General features: G+C 46.8%; 10 protein-coding genes. 6 read left to right on the forward strand and 4 right to left on the reverse strand.

Annotated features, from left to right (window positions below):
* Window positions 1-144: 144 nt before the first annotated feature.
* Entirely contained in the window at window positions 145-921 is a 777-nt protein-coding gene (locus tag ACFQ2O_RS13890; protein WP_377528632.1) for a LytR/AlgR family response regulator transcription factor, read from the reverse strand.
* On the reverse strand, window positions 918-3,857 hold the full coding sequence (locus ACFQ2O_RS13895; protein ID WP_377528634.1) for a ligand-binding sensor domain-containing protein: 2,940 nt from the start codon (window positions 3,855-3,857) through the stop codon (window positions 918-920). The genes ACFQ2O_RS13890 and ACFQ2O_RS13895 overlap by 4 nt, the downstream gene beginning before the upstream one ends.
* 374 nt (window positions 3,858-4,231) lie before the next feature.
* Between ACFQ2O_RS13895 and ACFQ2O_RS13900 the strand changes: the two genes are divergently transcribed.
* The 4 genes from ACFQ2O_RS13900 to pafA all read left to right on the forward strand — a co-directional run bounded on the left by ACFQ2O_RS13900 (window position 4,232) and on the right by pafA (window position 11,601).
* Entirely contained in the window at window positions 4,232-7,216 is a 2,985-nt protein-coding gene (locus ACFQ2O_RS13900) for a SusC/RagA family TonB-linked outer membrane protein (RefSeq protein WP_377528636.1), read from the forward strand.
* An 18-nt stretch (window positions 7,217-7,234) separates the two neighbouring features.
* On the forward strand, window positions 7,235-8,827 hold the full coding sequence (locus ACFQ2O_RS13905) for a RagB/SusD family nutrient uptake outer membrane protein (protein WP_377528638.1): 1,593 nt from the start codon (window positions 7,235-7,237) through the stop codon (window positions 8,825-8,827).
* Window positions 8,828-8,917: 90 nt separating this feature from the next.
* A complete protein-coding gene (locus ACFQ2O_RS13910) occupies window positions 8,918-9,931 on the forward strand; it encodes a metallophosphoesterase (protein WP_377528640.1) in 1,014 nt (337 codons plus the stop codon).
* A gap of 26 nt (window positions 9,932-9,957) precedes the next feature.
* Window positions 9,958-11,601 carry an alkaline phosphatase PafA gene (gene pafA, locus ACFQ2O_RS13915; protein ID WP_377528642.1) on the forward strand — a complete coding sequence of 548 codons (1,644 nt, stop codon included), beginning with the start codon at window positions 9,958-9,960 and terminating at the stop codon, window positions 11,599-11,601.
* Window positions 11,602-11,871: 270 nt separating this feature from the next.
* Here the strand turns inward: pafA and ACFQ2O_RS13920 are convergent, their stop codons facing one another.
* Window positions 11,872-13,137 (reverse strand): APC family permease, encoded by a 1,266-nt coding sequence (locus ACFQ2O_RS13920; RefSeq protein ID WP_377528644.1) that lies wholly within the window; start codon window positions 13,135-13,137, stop codon window positions 11,872-11,874.
* Window positions 13,121-13,564: a DoxX family protein gene (locus ACFQ2O_RS13925; protein ID WP_377528646.1), complete on the reverse strand. Its 444-nt coding sequence runs from the start codon at window positions 13,562-13,564 to the stop codon at window positions 13,121-13,123. Before ACFQ2O_RS13925 ends, ACFQ2O_RS13920 begins: the two co-directional genes overlap by 17 nt.
* 520 nt (window positions 13,565-14,084) lie before the next feature.
* On the opposite strand from ACFQ2O_RS13925, the gene ACFQ2O_RS13930 reads away from it, so the two are divergent.
* Window positions 14,085-14,276 carry a hypothetical protein gene (locus tag ACFQ2O_RS13930; protein ID WP_377528648.1) on the forward strand — a complete coding sequence of 64 codons (192 nt, stop codon included), beginning with the start codon at window positions 14,085-14,087 and terminating at the stop codon, window positions 14,274-14,276.
* Between the two features lie 28 nt (window positions 14,277-14,304).
* Complete coding sequence (locus ACFQ2O_RS13935) at window positions 14,305-14,460, forward strand: transposase (protein WP_377528651.1); 156 nt, start codon at window positions 14,305-14,307, stop codon at window positions 14,458-14,460.
* The last annotated feature ends 466 nt before the right edge of the window (window positions 14,461-14,926 follow it).

Here is a 14,926-nt window from a genome sequence, read left to right on the forward strand (position 1 = left end):
TTTAAGTGTGTAATATGTATTTATGTTAACAATCAGATAATGTAATATAAGGTTGTGAAAATTGCACTAAAAAAGCAGACAAGTATAACTGCGTAGCTGAGCCGGTAAGCCAAACTACGCTACAAGTTGTACATTACACTAAACTTATAGCAAGCCCTGGCTAGTCAGGTAGGCGTAAAAATCGTCCCAGTAGTTTTTGCCTATCTTCAGTTCCTGCCCGGCAACCACAATACTCCGCTGTTGCACATACTCCAGCTGGTCCACATTTATGATGTAAGATCGATGAATGCGGATGAATTTAGATGCTGGCAGTACCTCCACCAGGTGCTTTAGGGTTTGCAGTGTTACAATGGGCTTTCCTGATTTAAGGTGTATGCGCACGTACTCCTGCAGGCTTTCAATAAACGTGATGTTATCAAAGTATAACTTTATGATTTTGTAGTCAGCCTTGATGAAAATGAAGTCACTCTTTGGTAGCTCAGCTAAGCTGGTAAGAGCGGGTACCTCTGCGAGTGCTGGTGCAGCAAAAATAGCTTGTGGTTTATGCTGCGTTTGCTTTAATGTGATCATCTCTTTTGCCTTCTCCATAGCCTTGGAAAACCGGTCGAATTCAATTGGCTTTAGCAGATAATCGATGGCATTGTGCTCGTAGCTTTCTAAAGCATACTCTGAGTAGGCAGTGGTAAAAACAACCTGTACTTTATACTTAGCCAGCGAGTGGGAGAAGTTGAGGCCCGAAATAGTAGGTAGGTTAATGTCGAGCAGCAGCAGGTCTACTTCGTCAAAGTCATGAGAATCAAAACAAGTGAAACAGTTATCGTACTGGCCCACCAACTCAAAGTCAGGTAGCTTGCCCAGGTAGTGCGTCAGGATGTTACGGGCATGTGCCTCATCGTCTACGATAATGGTTCTTAGTTTCATGAGCACCAGATAATTAGTTGTACGGTATACAGGTTATTTGTCTTGAGGAGGTGTAGCTCGTGCTTGTTCGGGTAAAAAAGCTGCAAGCGCTTTCGGGCATTTTCGATGCCAATGCCGCCTGCCTGCCACATACTTTCCAGCACTTGCTCGGAGTAGGTATTCTTTGTCTGGAACATGATCTGGTTATCCGTAATTTCTACCTCCACCTTTATGTAGCCATGCGGGTTTATACTTAGGTCGCTGTGCTTAAAGCTGTTTTCCAGAAAGTTAATAAGCAGAAGTGGCACAATGGTTTGCTGTTCTACCTTGCCTTTTATGTTAAAGCTGATGTTGTTGTTTTGCTGCCCTTTTTCCTGCTGCATGTACACGTAGTACTCCAGAAAAGCAAGCTCTTTGGCTAAGGGCACCTGATCATCCTGGCACTCATAGAGCATGTAGCGCAGCATCTTAGAGAGGTTCATCACCATGACACCTGCCTTATCCGGCTCCAGGATACAAAGCGAGTAAATGTTGTTAAGCGTGTTAAACAAGAAGTGCGGACTAATCTGGCTTTTGAGTAGCTTCAGTTCCGACTCATAGTTTCGAATCTGAAGTTCCTTGTCACGCTCAATCCAATTGATGCGCCTTTTGTAGACTACCCACGCAATGCCAAGCGAGAGCGTGAAAAGAGAAAGCAGAAACCAGCTTTTCTTCCAGACAGGCGGGTTCTTGGTGAGCGGTATGTTCAGGAGGCTTGCCTGCTGCTCTTGCCCTTCACGATACCCTTTGATTTCTAAAGTATAGGATCCGTCTGGAACGTTCTCATAAAAAATGGTGGGAGCCTCCGCGTTTAAGTTGTGCCAGTTTTCCTCCCAACCCTTCAACCTATAGGCCAACCTGCTTTTCTCAGGAGCTTCGTAGCTGATAACCTTTGCCTGCAGTTTTAAGGATTTTTGGCTAGCCTCCAGCTCTATTGGGGCGAAGTTGTTGGTGTACCAGCCATTTGAGGCTAGCAATACTTTGGGTTTGTTATGATTGAAGCGTAGCTGCTCAGGCTTAAAGTATACAATGCCTTTATTACACCCGAAAACAATGGTGCCATCTCGCCTTCGGAGCAAGCCATTGGTGGTGAACTCGTTACTTGAAAGGCCGTCGCTGTGGTCAAAGAACCGGATACTATCTTGTTGTGGGTGATAGTACCACATACCATTTACGGTGCTCACCCATATGCCTTTGCTTTTATCTTCGAGGGCTGCATAAGTGCGTTGGTAGTTCAGCTTGTCTTTTCGCTTAGGGTAAGTTGCCTTTTGTGTCTTTGGGTCGTAGAGGCAGAGGCCAGTGGAGGTGGCTAAAAGCAGCTTGTTGTCGTTGGTGAAAGAAAGCTTCAGGATGTTGGTGTAAGGGTCTGCTCCCTCTGGGCCCTGCGTAGCTAGCTGTACTTTAGTGGTTTTGTTCTTTTTGGTATCGTAACGCAGCAAGCCGTAGTTTTCTGTACCAATCCAAAGTGTACCGTCATCAGTAAAATCGAAGCAGCGCAGGTGCAGTTTACTTATACTTGGAGGGAGGTCTTTGTTTAAATTGATGTGCTCTGAAAGTCCTGTGCGGGGGTTATACTTGATCAGGAAAAACCAGAAAGATATCCATAGGTTCTGCTCCGCATCCTCGCGTATCTCATACACTCTGAAGTAGGGGCTAAGGTGCCGGTACTGCTCCAGAAAGCCGTTGGTTACTTTGCCCGTGCGTGGGTCGTAGCAGCTGAGCCCTTCGTAATGCCCGATCCATACTTTGCCGGAGCTATCTTCGTAAATGCTTCGGATAATGCTGCTCGGCAGTTCCTTCTGCAGGGCAAGTTTATACTTGTAGTTTTTATCCAGCACCACCACACCCTTCTCCTGGGTGCCAATCCAGAGGTTTGCATCTTTGTCTTCGGCAATGGCACGCACGGTTCCAATCTCTGACCAGTAGTTTTTGTGCGGCATGTGCGTAACCCTCCTGAACATGTGCCTGCCGGGGTTGTAGAGGTTAATGCCTTTATCAATGTTTCCCACCCATACAGCACCGTCTGCATCTTTAAAAAGGCTTGTAATGTTATCGCTGGCGAGGCTGTGATCAATGCCGGGTAGGTGGCGGAGCTGCTTTACAGCTATGTTGTGTGCTACCCAGCCAGATTTTGCTTCTTTTTTCTCCATCACAAATATGCCTAGGTCATGGGTGCTTATCCAGTAAGTAGCATCATCCAGCTTAAGTACATCCGTTAGGCGTAGCGGCTTGGAAATACCTTTTGTTACCAGGTGTTGCTGCAAAGCTGTAAGTATAGGACTGACAGTTTTATGGATGGCGAGGGCACGGTCTCCTGTTTGTTGCTTATCTGTAAAGTCGCGAAGGAGCATGGCTAGTGCCCATTTGTCTGAAAGCCAATTAGGTGCAGGGGAGATGCCTGTCTGCTGTTTTATACTTGCCAACAGGTGCTGCTGTTCGAATGCCTTTTTGTTGTTGTTCCACTTGTAGGCTGTGTCATCTGCAAAGAGCCAGATCCCTTTCTGTTTGTCGCGCAGCATGTGCCGGATGTTGCTGCTTGGCAGTGCCACCGTGTCTACTTTGGTGCGGGATGGGCTTAGCTTGAAAAGCTTCTTCTTAAAGTCATCAAACATCCAGAGGTAGTTTTCCTCGTCTTCGGCCAGGTGTGATACCCGGTTACTTGGTATCATAAAGGGAGCTTCTACATTGGTGTTAAAGGTAACGGAGGTATAGCCGTCGAAGCAGTTGACACCATTCAGCGTGGCGATCCAGATAAAACCCAGGTGATCTTGGGTGATGTCGGTGATGGAGTAGCTGGAGAGGCCATGTATGGCACTGAGTTGGTCGAAGTAAACGGGGCGGCTTTGAAGCTTCTGTGCTTTTGCAGTAGAAAAATGAAACGTTAAAACAGCTGCTATGATGGCAATCCAGCTTCGCATACCAGGTCCTTGTTATTGAAGCATCAATATTAAGTAAAGAAAACCTGATAAAGATTACCGCAAGATTAGCAGATCTTCAAGTTTATGTGAAATCTGTTTTCGCCCCTATGCTTGTATGGTGATTTTCTATTCCTTCATACCCTGAAGTTAGCCGTTGGTTGAAAATAGCTGACTACCTTTTTTATCGGCTCTAATTTGCGATGGCAAAACGATACGAATGCTATTACGAACCATCAACAAATCATGACTAACGCGAAAGAGCCAGCGGTTTTAAAACCAACTCATCATGCCCTTCGGCAGCATGCACCGGAGCGAATTTCAAGCAAACAATCAGCTGCCAAGTGGCAAGTATAAATCTAAACAAAGGGGATTATATGAAAAGATTTTTATCTGTTTCAAGTAGCATCAGCTTCCCGCTCGCCCATGTGCGAGGGTGGTTGTTTCTGTTCGTGTTTTTCTTGTGTCAGCAAGCGTTTGCTGTGCAGGGCCAGTTAAGAACTATAAGCGGGCGCGTTACCAGTGATACTAACATGCCCTTGGAGGCTGTAAGTATAAACGTGAAAGGCACAGGCACTACTGCCTTTACTGATGCGCAGGGCCAATATACCATAGCTGTACCGGGAGAAAATGCAACACTTCAGTTCTTTTACATGGGCTACGGCCAGCAGGAAATCGCGGTAGGTAACCAGGGCGTGGTAAACGTAACGCTTACTGCCAAAGACAACCAACTGGAAGAAGTAGTGGTGGTAGGCTACGGCAATACAAACAAGCGCAATATAACAGGCTCTGTTGCTTCAGTATCACCTAAAGAGTTTAACCAGGGGGTAATCAGCTCACCAGCGCAGTTGCTACAAGGTAAAGTGCCAGGGCTAAACATTACCCGCAGCGGCGACCCTAACGCCACACCTGCTATGACGCTTCGTGGCCCCTCCACCTTACGTGGAGAAGGCGCACAAGAGCCTTTTTATGTGATTGACGGTGTACCAGGCGCTTCTATAGACCTGGTAGCTCCGGATGATATTGTGTCGATAGACGTGTTGCGCGATGCCTCTTCTACAGCTATTTATGGCTCAAGGGCTGCCAACGGTGTGATTATGGTTACAACGCGTCGCTCAGAAGGTGGCAAGCCAAGAGTATCTTATAGCGCTTATGTGGCGGTAGAGGAAGTATCGAACCGCATCGAGATGCTGACTGGCGACGAGCTGCGTGCTTACCTCGATAAGAACGGCAAGAGCTTAGCGCCTACCGATGACCAAGGAGCCAACACAGACTGGCAGGATGAAGTTACCCGCACCGGCATTTCACACAACCACAACCTGTCGTTTGGTGGGAGCTCTGCCAACACGCTGTATAGTGCTAGTGTGAACTACCTCAAAAACGAAGGTATCATGAAAGGTTCTGAGCTGGAGCGTATCATCGGCAGGTTAAGCCTGGAGCAGAAAGTGCTTAACGAAAGACTAACACTGGGGCTTTCTATCAGCAACAGCAGTACAGAGCAAGACCTTATACCTGCAGAAGTTTTCCCGAACATGCTGCGCTACCTGCCTACAGTTGGCGTGAGAGCAGAAGACGGAAGCTACACGGAAGATCTGCTGCGCACAGGGGGCTACTTTAATCCGGTTTCGCTTATCGACAACAACATTGATAAACGAAAAGTAAAAACCTTACTGGCCACTGGTAGAGTTGGTTTGAAAATATTTGAAGGCTTAGACTACAACCTGAACGTGTCAGTTCAGAATGAAGATGTTAACAGAGACATTTACAGAAACAGGTTCTCTGCACTGGCACAAAATTCAGATGGAATCGCTATCCGTAGCTCCTATACCAATACTAAAAAGATTCTGGAGTCATTCTTTAACTACGAGAAAGGCTTTAATGACCACTTTGTGAAGTTACTGGCAGGTTACTCCTGGCAGGAAGATCGCACCGGCGATGGTTTCCAGACTTCTAACCAAGGCTTTGTAACTGATGCACTTTCTTACAACAACCTAGGCCTGGGCGATCCGCCAGCTGGTTTTATCTCCGACTTTGGCGATACAAGAATCCAGACCTTGCGCATGATCTCGTTCTATGCCCGTGCTAACTATGAGTTCAGAGACAAGTACCTGTTCCAGGTTACGGTTAGGAGAGATGGTTCTTCTGCCTTCGGCGAGAACTCACGTTGGGGTACGTTCCCAGCTTTTTCTGCCGGATGGAGAATTAGCCAGGAAAACTTCTTACAAGGTGTTTCGGCCCTTAACGACCTGAAACTACGCGTAGGATATGGTATCACTGGTAACTCCATCGGCTTTAACCCACTTATTACGCTACTGCGCTACGGCTCTACCGGCAGGTTCTATTATGATGGTAAATTCGTGAATGCTATTGGCCCGACACAGAACGACAACCCGGACCTGAAATGGGAGCGCACTGCTATGGCTAACTTAGGCTTGGACTTCGCGATCCTCAACAACCGCATCAGTGGTTCAGTGGATGTGTATGATAAACGCACTTCAGATCTGATCTGGGATTATGATGTTTCCACGACACAGTATTTTGTTGATAAGCTTTATGCCAACGTAGGCGAGATGCGCAACCAAGGTATAGAGGCAATGGTAAATGTGGTGCCTGTGAGCAATGATAAGTTTACCTGGACGAGCTCCTTTAACATCGCCCACAACAAAAACGAAATAGTGTCTCTGTCTAACGACAAGTTTACGCTGGAGGAAATACCAAGAGCTTACCTTGGCGGTAAAGGGCAGTCTGGTAACCCGTCGCAGAGAGTAGTAGAAGGCCAGCCAATTGGTGCTTTTTATACTTGGAAGTACATGGGCAAAGATGAGAGCGGTGTGAGCCAGTTCCTGAAAGCAGACGGCACACTAACCACAGCCCCAAGCAGCGATGATTTTGTGTATACCGGAAGTGCGCAGCCAAAACTATTGTACGGCTGGAGCAACACCTTCTCTTACGGCAACGTCGATCTGAACTTCTTCTTGAGAGGTGTGAGCGGCAACAAGATTATAAACGCTACACTAGCCGACCTGAACAGTCCATCAGACGCACTGAACCACAATATTCCGCGCTTTACACTGGATGAGCCTTACAGCGACATCAACGCTTTCAGGTTATCTGACAGGTACATTGAAGACGGATCATACCTGCGCCTGGATAACGCCACCATCGGTTATACTTTCAAGAACAACCTGAAAATAGTAGATGGCCTGCGCCTGTACTTCACGGCTAATAACCTGTTTATACTTACCGACTACCGTGGTATTGACCCGGAAGTAAGTTTGGGTGGCATAGAGCCTGGTATCGACAACAGAAACTATTACCCGAAAACACGCTCTTACATTTTCGGCCTTAACGTGAATTTTTAAAGAGGAAGACCTTAGATCATGAAAAAGATATTTTCGACCTGTACCCTTGCCCTAAGCCTGCTGGCCTTTAGCTGTACTGATCTGGATGTGGATGTGGAATCTGAGCTGACGCCTGCTAATTTCCCGACCTCAGACGCACAGTTTGTAGCGGCAACGGGTCCTGTTTATACTCAGCTGAGCAGCATCTACGCTGTAAACTACTGGCGCTTACAAGAACTCTCTACCGATGAGGCCATTATTCCGGCACGCGATGGCAACTACGACGATGGCGGGCGTTACCGCACCCTGCACCTGCATACCTGGAACGCAGACCATATCTACCTGAAAGATGCCTGGCAGTGGGGCTACGGTGGCATCAACACTTGTAACCGTATCATTAGCCTTTTTGAGAAAACACCGGATACAGACGCCAAGGCTACGGCTATTGCCGAAATGAAAACTATGCGCGCTCTGTATTACTTCTTTATGATGGACCTTTTCGGTAACGTGCCGATTGTGGAGACTTTCCCGGCTACAGAGCTGCCAGAGCAGAAGACCAGAGAGCAGGTGTTTGCCTATATAGAGAAGGAACTGAAAGAGGCCTTGCCGCACCTGAGCGAAAAGACCGGAGCCTTTACCTATGGCCGTGCTAACAAATTCATGGCTTTTGCGCTGCTGGAGAAAATGTACCTGAATGCAGCGTACTACATCGGGCAGCCACGTTATACAGAAGCTGTTGCGATGGCAGACAGCATCCTGGCTTCCGGTAAGTATCAGTTGTCGAGTGACTATATGTCGATTTTCGCGCCACAGAACGGACCACAGATAACGGAGACGATTTTTGCGGTGCCTTACGAGGCAAACCTGGTACAAGGAAACCACTTCTCGCGCTACGGCCTGCACACAGCCATACAGCAGAAGTATAACGTCCCGTTCCGCCCAAGTATAGCGATGAGCACTACTGAGGATTTCTATGCAAAATTTAACCTGCCAGGCGATGTGCGCAACAACACGTGGTTGGCTGGCAAGCAGTACGAAAGCAACGGCGATCCCATCATGATCAGCACCACCAAAAAAGGACTGGATGCAAGCTATGCGGGCTCTGACGGCTCAGCCAAAATTCAGTGGCACCTGGAGTTCTTCCCGGAGCTGAAGCTTAAGAATGCGGCTACGATGGACATTGGCAACGACGAGTATGGCAAAGCCCAAGGTGTGCGTTCAATCAAATACTACCCTGACCCTAACGCCCATCCAACAACCCGCTATCAAAACAATGATGTGCCGGTATTCAGATTAGCTGACGTAATGCTGATGAAAGCCGAGGCTATACTTAGAGGCGCTACGGCAACAACGGTAAACGGCGAACTGCAAACACCGGTTGTACTGGTAAACAAGATCAGAGCGAGAGCCAAAGCACCTTTGGTAACAGGCATAACCTTAGATGAGCTGTTAGAAGAACGTGCCCGTGAAATGGCCTGGGAGGCATGGCGCAGAAATGACCTGATTCGCTTCGGTAAGTACGATGAAGCCTGGGGCTTTAAGTCCAGCTCAGAAAGTTTTAGAAACCTGTACCCGATTCCGGCGACAGAAAGAGCCCTGAACCCGAACTTGAACCAAAACGAAGGATATTAAATAGTACGGTTGATTGATTAGGTAGTGGGGCTGTCGTGGCGATAGCCCCACTTATCTTACATAGCCGTTTCAGCACTATCACCTCATTTTATGCTTATTCACCCTACCCTTAAACTAAAGCAGCACAGCCTGCTGGTGCTTATACTTTTTACGCTTTTAACTTCTCCCATACTTGCCCAAACCAAAGACTACAAGGCAGAATATGCCAAAGGCTACCGCGGTGGCTATATTAAAAAGCTGGAATCAATAGACGGTGCATTGGAGTTTGTAGCCGTTGGCGATTTTGGCAGGGGAGGAGAGTACTACCAAAAAGACATGGCCGCACAACTGGCAAAAGCTGTTACCGGCACCAACGCCAGCTTTATCATTTCTACGGGCGATAATATTTATCCGCATGGTGTGGCGAGTGTGCAGGATCCGCTATGGCAGCTATCCTTCGAGAACGTTTTTTACCAGTACCCGCTGCACCGCGATTGGTACGCTGTGCTGGGCAACCACGATTACTCTGGTAACGCACAGGCGCAGATAGACTATACCTACACAAGCCAACGCTGGAACATGCCTGCCCGCTACTACTCCTTTAAGCGAAGTATAGGCAAAGGTGCCGAGGCGCTTTTTGTTTTTTTAGACACGAACACCTTAGACAAAGGAGCCTACAAAAGTTCTTATGGCGAAGAACTGGTGCAGCAGGACAGTACCGCCCAAAAGCAATGGCTGGAGCAGGTGTTGTCTGATAACGACCCCGCTGTTAAATGGAAGATTGTGATTGGGCACCACCCGATGTACACGGCTGGTAACAGGGCACTGCAGGAGCCGCACATGCGCCACTCGCTGGAGCCTATCCTAGAGAAGTATAACGTAGATGTGTACCTGAGCGGCCACGAGCATCACCTGCAGTATTACAAGCCACAAGATAAAAAGACGCACCACTTCATTTCCGGGGCAGGCTCCGAAGCGAACGAAAGTTTAAAGCCCAGAGCTCCACATGATTTTTTTGCGCCCATACAAGGATTCATGACTTTTGCCCTTACCGATAACATGCTCCTGATGCAGGCCATCGACCGCAAAGGCAAAGTGCTGAAGAAAACAAAAATAAACAAGTAACCACCCTCACATAACCTCTTTTACCCGTGCATATTTCCAAATTAAAGTATACCCTGCTCTTACTTTTTACTTCAATTGCCTTACCACTGGCAGCGCAAAAAAAGAAGCAGCCGAAGCTAATGGTAGGCATTATTGTAGACCAGATGCGCCCCGATTACCTATACCGCTTCTACGACCAGTTTGGTGAGGGCGGCTTTAAGCGATTGCTGCAGGACGGCTACAACTGCCGTAACACGCACTACAATTATGTACCAACGGTTACCGGCCCTGGGCACGCTACTGTTTATACCGGTACTACTCCACGCTACCACGGCATTGTAGGCAATACCTGGTACGACAGGTACAAGAACATTAATGTGTACTGCACCGACGATTCCACAGAGCAGAACCTGGGCAGCAAGCCGGAAACAATGGGCGTATCACCGCGCAACATGATTGCCACCACAATAACCGACGAGCTAAAAATGACCACCAACAAGCGCGGGAAAGTTATTGCGGTATCGCTGAAGGATAGGGGCGCTGCACTACCTGCTGGGCACATGGCCGACGGTGCCTATTGGTTTCATAAAGAGACAGGCGAGTTTATCTCCAGCACCTTTTACATGAAAGAACTGCCCGCCTGGGTGCAGGCTTTCAACAGCCGGAAGAGAGCAGATTTTTATACGCAGCAAGTATGGGAGCCTTTGCTTCCTGCTGATGCTTACCACCTGAGCCTGCCCGACGACAACAACTACGAAGAAATTTATAAGGGCAAAGACAGGCCAACTTTCCCCTACGACCTAAAGCAACTGGCTCCGCTGAACTCCCCGTACTATGAAGTACTGAACCGTTCACCTTTCGGGAACAGCCTGCTCACCGATTTGGCACTGGAGGCACTGACAAACGAAGGCTTGGGCAAAGATAACTATACGGATATGCTGGCTATCAGCTTATCAAGTACAGATGCAGCAGGCCATACGTTCGGACCTTTCTCTAAAGAGATAAACGATGTATACCTGCGCCTGGACCGCGACCTGGCTCGCTTACTATCAGCGCTGGATAAAGAAGTAGGCAAAGGCAATTATACCTTGTTTCTGACTTCTGACCATGCCGCTTCGGAAGTGCCTTTATACCTTACTGATAATAACCTGCCCGGCGGCACCATGCAGCATAATAAGCTAACGCAGGAGGTGAAGCAGTTTTTAGAGCAAAAGTTAGGGCAGGGCAACTGGATAGAATCGCTGCGCAACAACCAGTATTACCTGGACAGAGACCTGCTGCGCATCAAGAACCTTGACCTGCTGCAGGTACAGAACATGCTGGCAGAATTCCTGCGAGAGAAAGAGGGTATCAGCCGTGTGATGACGGCTCCTCAACTAGACCAACAGGAGTATAGCCAACACCTGGATGAGCGCCTGGCAAACGGGTTTATGTATAAAAGGTCAGGAGATGTTCGCTTTGAGCTAGAGCCCGGCTGGACAGGCGAAATGAAAACCGCCACAACCCACGGCTCCGGCTATGCCTACGACACCCACGTGCCCTTGCTCTGGTATGGTGCCGGCATCCCGAAAGGCGAGAGCTTTCAATACCACACCATCACCGATGTAGCCCCAACTGTATCTATGCTGCTCCAGATAAAGCTACCAAACGCCTGTACCGGGCAGGCGATAACGGAGGTGCTGGGGAAATAAGTATTGGTTTTTCTGGATGAGAGTAGGTGTACTTATAAGAGAGGTTGTAGCTGTATGTAGTTTTGCCCTCTATACGTTAAACCGGCTGTCGTGCAGCCAAGTCCGCTGCCACAAAAATTTAATCAATGCACTAATTTTTAAACGAGCACTTCATCGTTGTTTCATTAACATAATGGTGCATTCTTGTGAGTTTGCATGTTTATAAGTCACACACTTTGCTAATTATAGTCTTGTATAGCTTCACTGTGTGGTTAAACAAAAGAGAAGTTATTACTCCTGTCTGCCGTAGATCTTATGAAACCAGAATCTGATTATAAAACCTGATAGGAGCAGTCCGATTCCTGAAATAATTACGTTAAAAGGCAAAGAAACGCACATTATTAAACACCCTGCCAAGCCACATATGGGAATTACCCTGCCGTAAATTTGTTCTTCTTTAGGCTGCTTTAATGCCGCTATGTTAGTTATGCTGTAGTAAAGTAAAATAGTGAAGGTCGCAGCCCTTAAGATAAATTCAAAGGTGCCGACAAGCGTAAGAAGCAAGATGATGACACCTGTTATAATAATTCCAAAATGAGGCACCCTATAAGAGCTGTGAATAGATTGAAAAATTGGCGGTAGGTCATTCCTTCTACCCATTGCCAGCATCATTCGGCTAATACCTAAAATCTGGCTTAGTAAAACGCCTAACATGGCAGTAGAAGCGCCAATAGTGACAATTAACCTGATGGCAGGTGTAGTTAAAGCTTCTGCAACCTCTTGCAAAGGAGATTTACTGTTTGCCATAGTTTCAGCCCCAATAACACCTATTGCCACAAAGGAAACCATGAGATAGAGCACTATAGCAGTTATAATTGTTATAACGATTGCTTTCGGTATTGTTTTTTTTGGTTCAGACACCTCTTCTGCAAGTGTTGCTATTCTGGCATATCCCGTAAAGGCAAAAAATAGCAGCGCTGCAGCTTCTGCGATGCCCGCAATTCCAAATGGTGCAAAGGGAGTGAAGTTGTCTAACCTAACCGCTGCAATGCCATTAAAAACCAGATATAAAAGTGAAAGAAGTGTTATGGCCACAATCAATAGGTTCAGCATTCCTGCTTTTTTGATACCGTAATAATTGGCCGCAGTTAAAAAAATAACTGCGGCAATTGAGATAACAGTTGGTGAAGCTACAGGGATTAATTGATAGAAATAACTGCCAAAGCCTATTGCCACTACACCTGCTGCTGATAGCTTGCTGATTAGAAACATCCAACCTGCTGAAAATCCAAAAGCAGGATTCAACAGTCTGTAGCCATATTCGTAAGTTCCGCCCGAATGAGGATGTACGGCTGCTAACTGTGCAGAGCTTAAGCCGTTGAAAGCAGCAATAGTGCCTGCCGCAATCAAACCAATAAGAAAAGCAGGACCTGAAACCCCAGCTGCAATACCTGTGACTACAAAAATACCTGCACCGATGATCGCACCCAAGCCAACACCTACTGCGTCTTTTAAAGTAAGTGTTCTTAAAAGCTCTTCTTTATTTGTATCGCTCATTCTTTCTTGTCAATATCAACCAATCAACTGAAAATCTGCCACCACCTTTTATCAAAAGAAAAATACTACCAAGAAGCATAGCCCAGTCTGTTCTGCTTCCGTGCATCATTTCCCAGAATCCGTCATTTGCTAACACTTCCGCCTTTGTGGTAGCTATAGCAACAAGCATGATGATTAAGGTGGGGATACTAGCCAATCTCGTTAAGAGTCCAACCAAAATCAAGGCCCCGCAAATGATTTCAAAAGTGCCTACAAGCGAACCTAAGAATTCAGGTGCGGGCAAACCAATTTTTTCAAAGCGCCCTGCTCCACGAACAGCAGGAAACAGGAACTTCTGAATACCTTCTGATAAGAAAACAGCACCGACTATTAAGCGAATGAGGATTGTGGTATGTGAACTGTCTGTATGAATTATTTTCTGGAACATGTTAATCAAGAGTTAGCGTAACTATTTGTAGTGACCTTAATGATCTCATTTCTGAATTTTCCTATTTTACTCAATTTTTACTTATTTACAATATATGTTTTGTCAGCGTTTAGAAAAGTAAATGCTTTTTCATTGGGGGTGTATTTATCAGCCTGCTGCGCTGCCAGGCCAGCGCAGCAGGCTCTTTTATCACGGCTTCTTGGCAAAGTGGAAGTTAATGCGGCGGAAAAAGTGATAGGGTAAAGATATTACTTTAGAGGATTAAGAACAGCTTATCCGTATTGGGCTGAGCTGTTCTTAATCTTCTAAAGTAAACTTAACTATGCTTTTATACCTAACTCCCCCACTTAACTATTAAACCGCTCTTTAGTAGCGGTCCTATGGCTCCTTGTCTGTATCCCTTCTCATATTTCTTCTAAAAGGCTGTTTTGATTTTGGTAAGTAAAAAAGCACGGGCCGGTTGTTAGGTAAGAAAAGATTACAGACTTATGTCCTACCCAAATGATTTGACTGACACCCAATGGAAATGTATAGAAAAGATAATGGAAGATTAAACGTTCGGCAGGAAGCAGATTTGGCCGCTGCGCGGGTGGCCTCCAGAAAAGCTGATTTTACCTGGCTAAAGGTCTTCTTCGCTGACCAAGGCTGCGTTGGGCAGCAGATACAGCCTTGGTCAGCAGCATCTTCCGGGAGCTGGGGTGGAGATTGGTGATTATCACAAAGATTCACAAAAGGCTTTTGTGGCCTTGCCTAAACCTTGGATCATTGAGAGAGCCCTCGGATGGTTAAACCTCTACCAAAGGCTCTCCAAGGGCTATGAACGCAGCACCAAAGCAGCCGATACTATAATACAGATTACTATGATACATAACATGTTTCAGAAAATATCTACATGAAATCAAAACAGGCCCTAAGGAAAAGTCCCCAGTAAAACATTGCAATTCCAGCATAGTAGCCGCCTGGAAACGAGCCGTAAGCGCTACGGAGGCCTCACAGGGTGGCGAAGGGCTGAACGTTATTTGCCCGAAATCCGATAAGGAGGTTCAAACGCTGGAGTTTGCCAGCCTTATCCCAAACCAGGGCGAGGGCATGGTCGGTGCAAAGAGCGGCTGTGCTATCCTTGACGAACCGCCGTATATGGGTATGAGCACAGAAATTCGAAATTGCCGAGCGAAGCTCTCGTATGTACGGTGATGTATGAGGCGCACCCCGTCAGCTAGCGCTGGCGGGGCCGTCTACTCGAATAGCTGCTGTTATTTTTCAAATAATGTATTATTTCAACAACCTATTATCCTATTATAAAGAATGAATATTGAAGTAATTAACCGTAAATCTTTCTTATAAATTGGTTTACGCTAGTTG

This window comes from Pontibacter rugosus (assembly GCF_042678745.1).
GTDB lineage: Bacteria > Bacteroidota > Bacteroidia > Cytophagales > Hymenobacteraceae > Pontibacter > Pontibacter rugosus.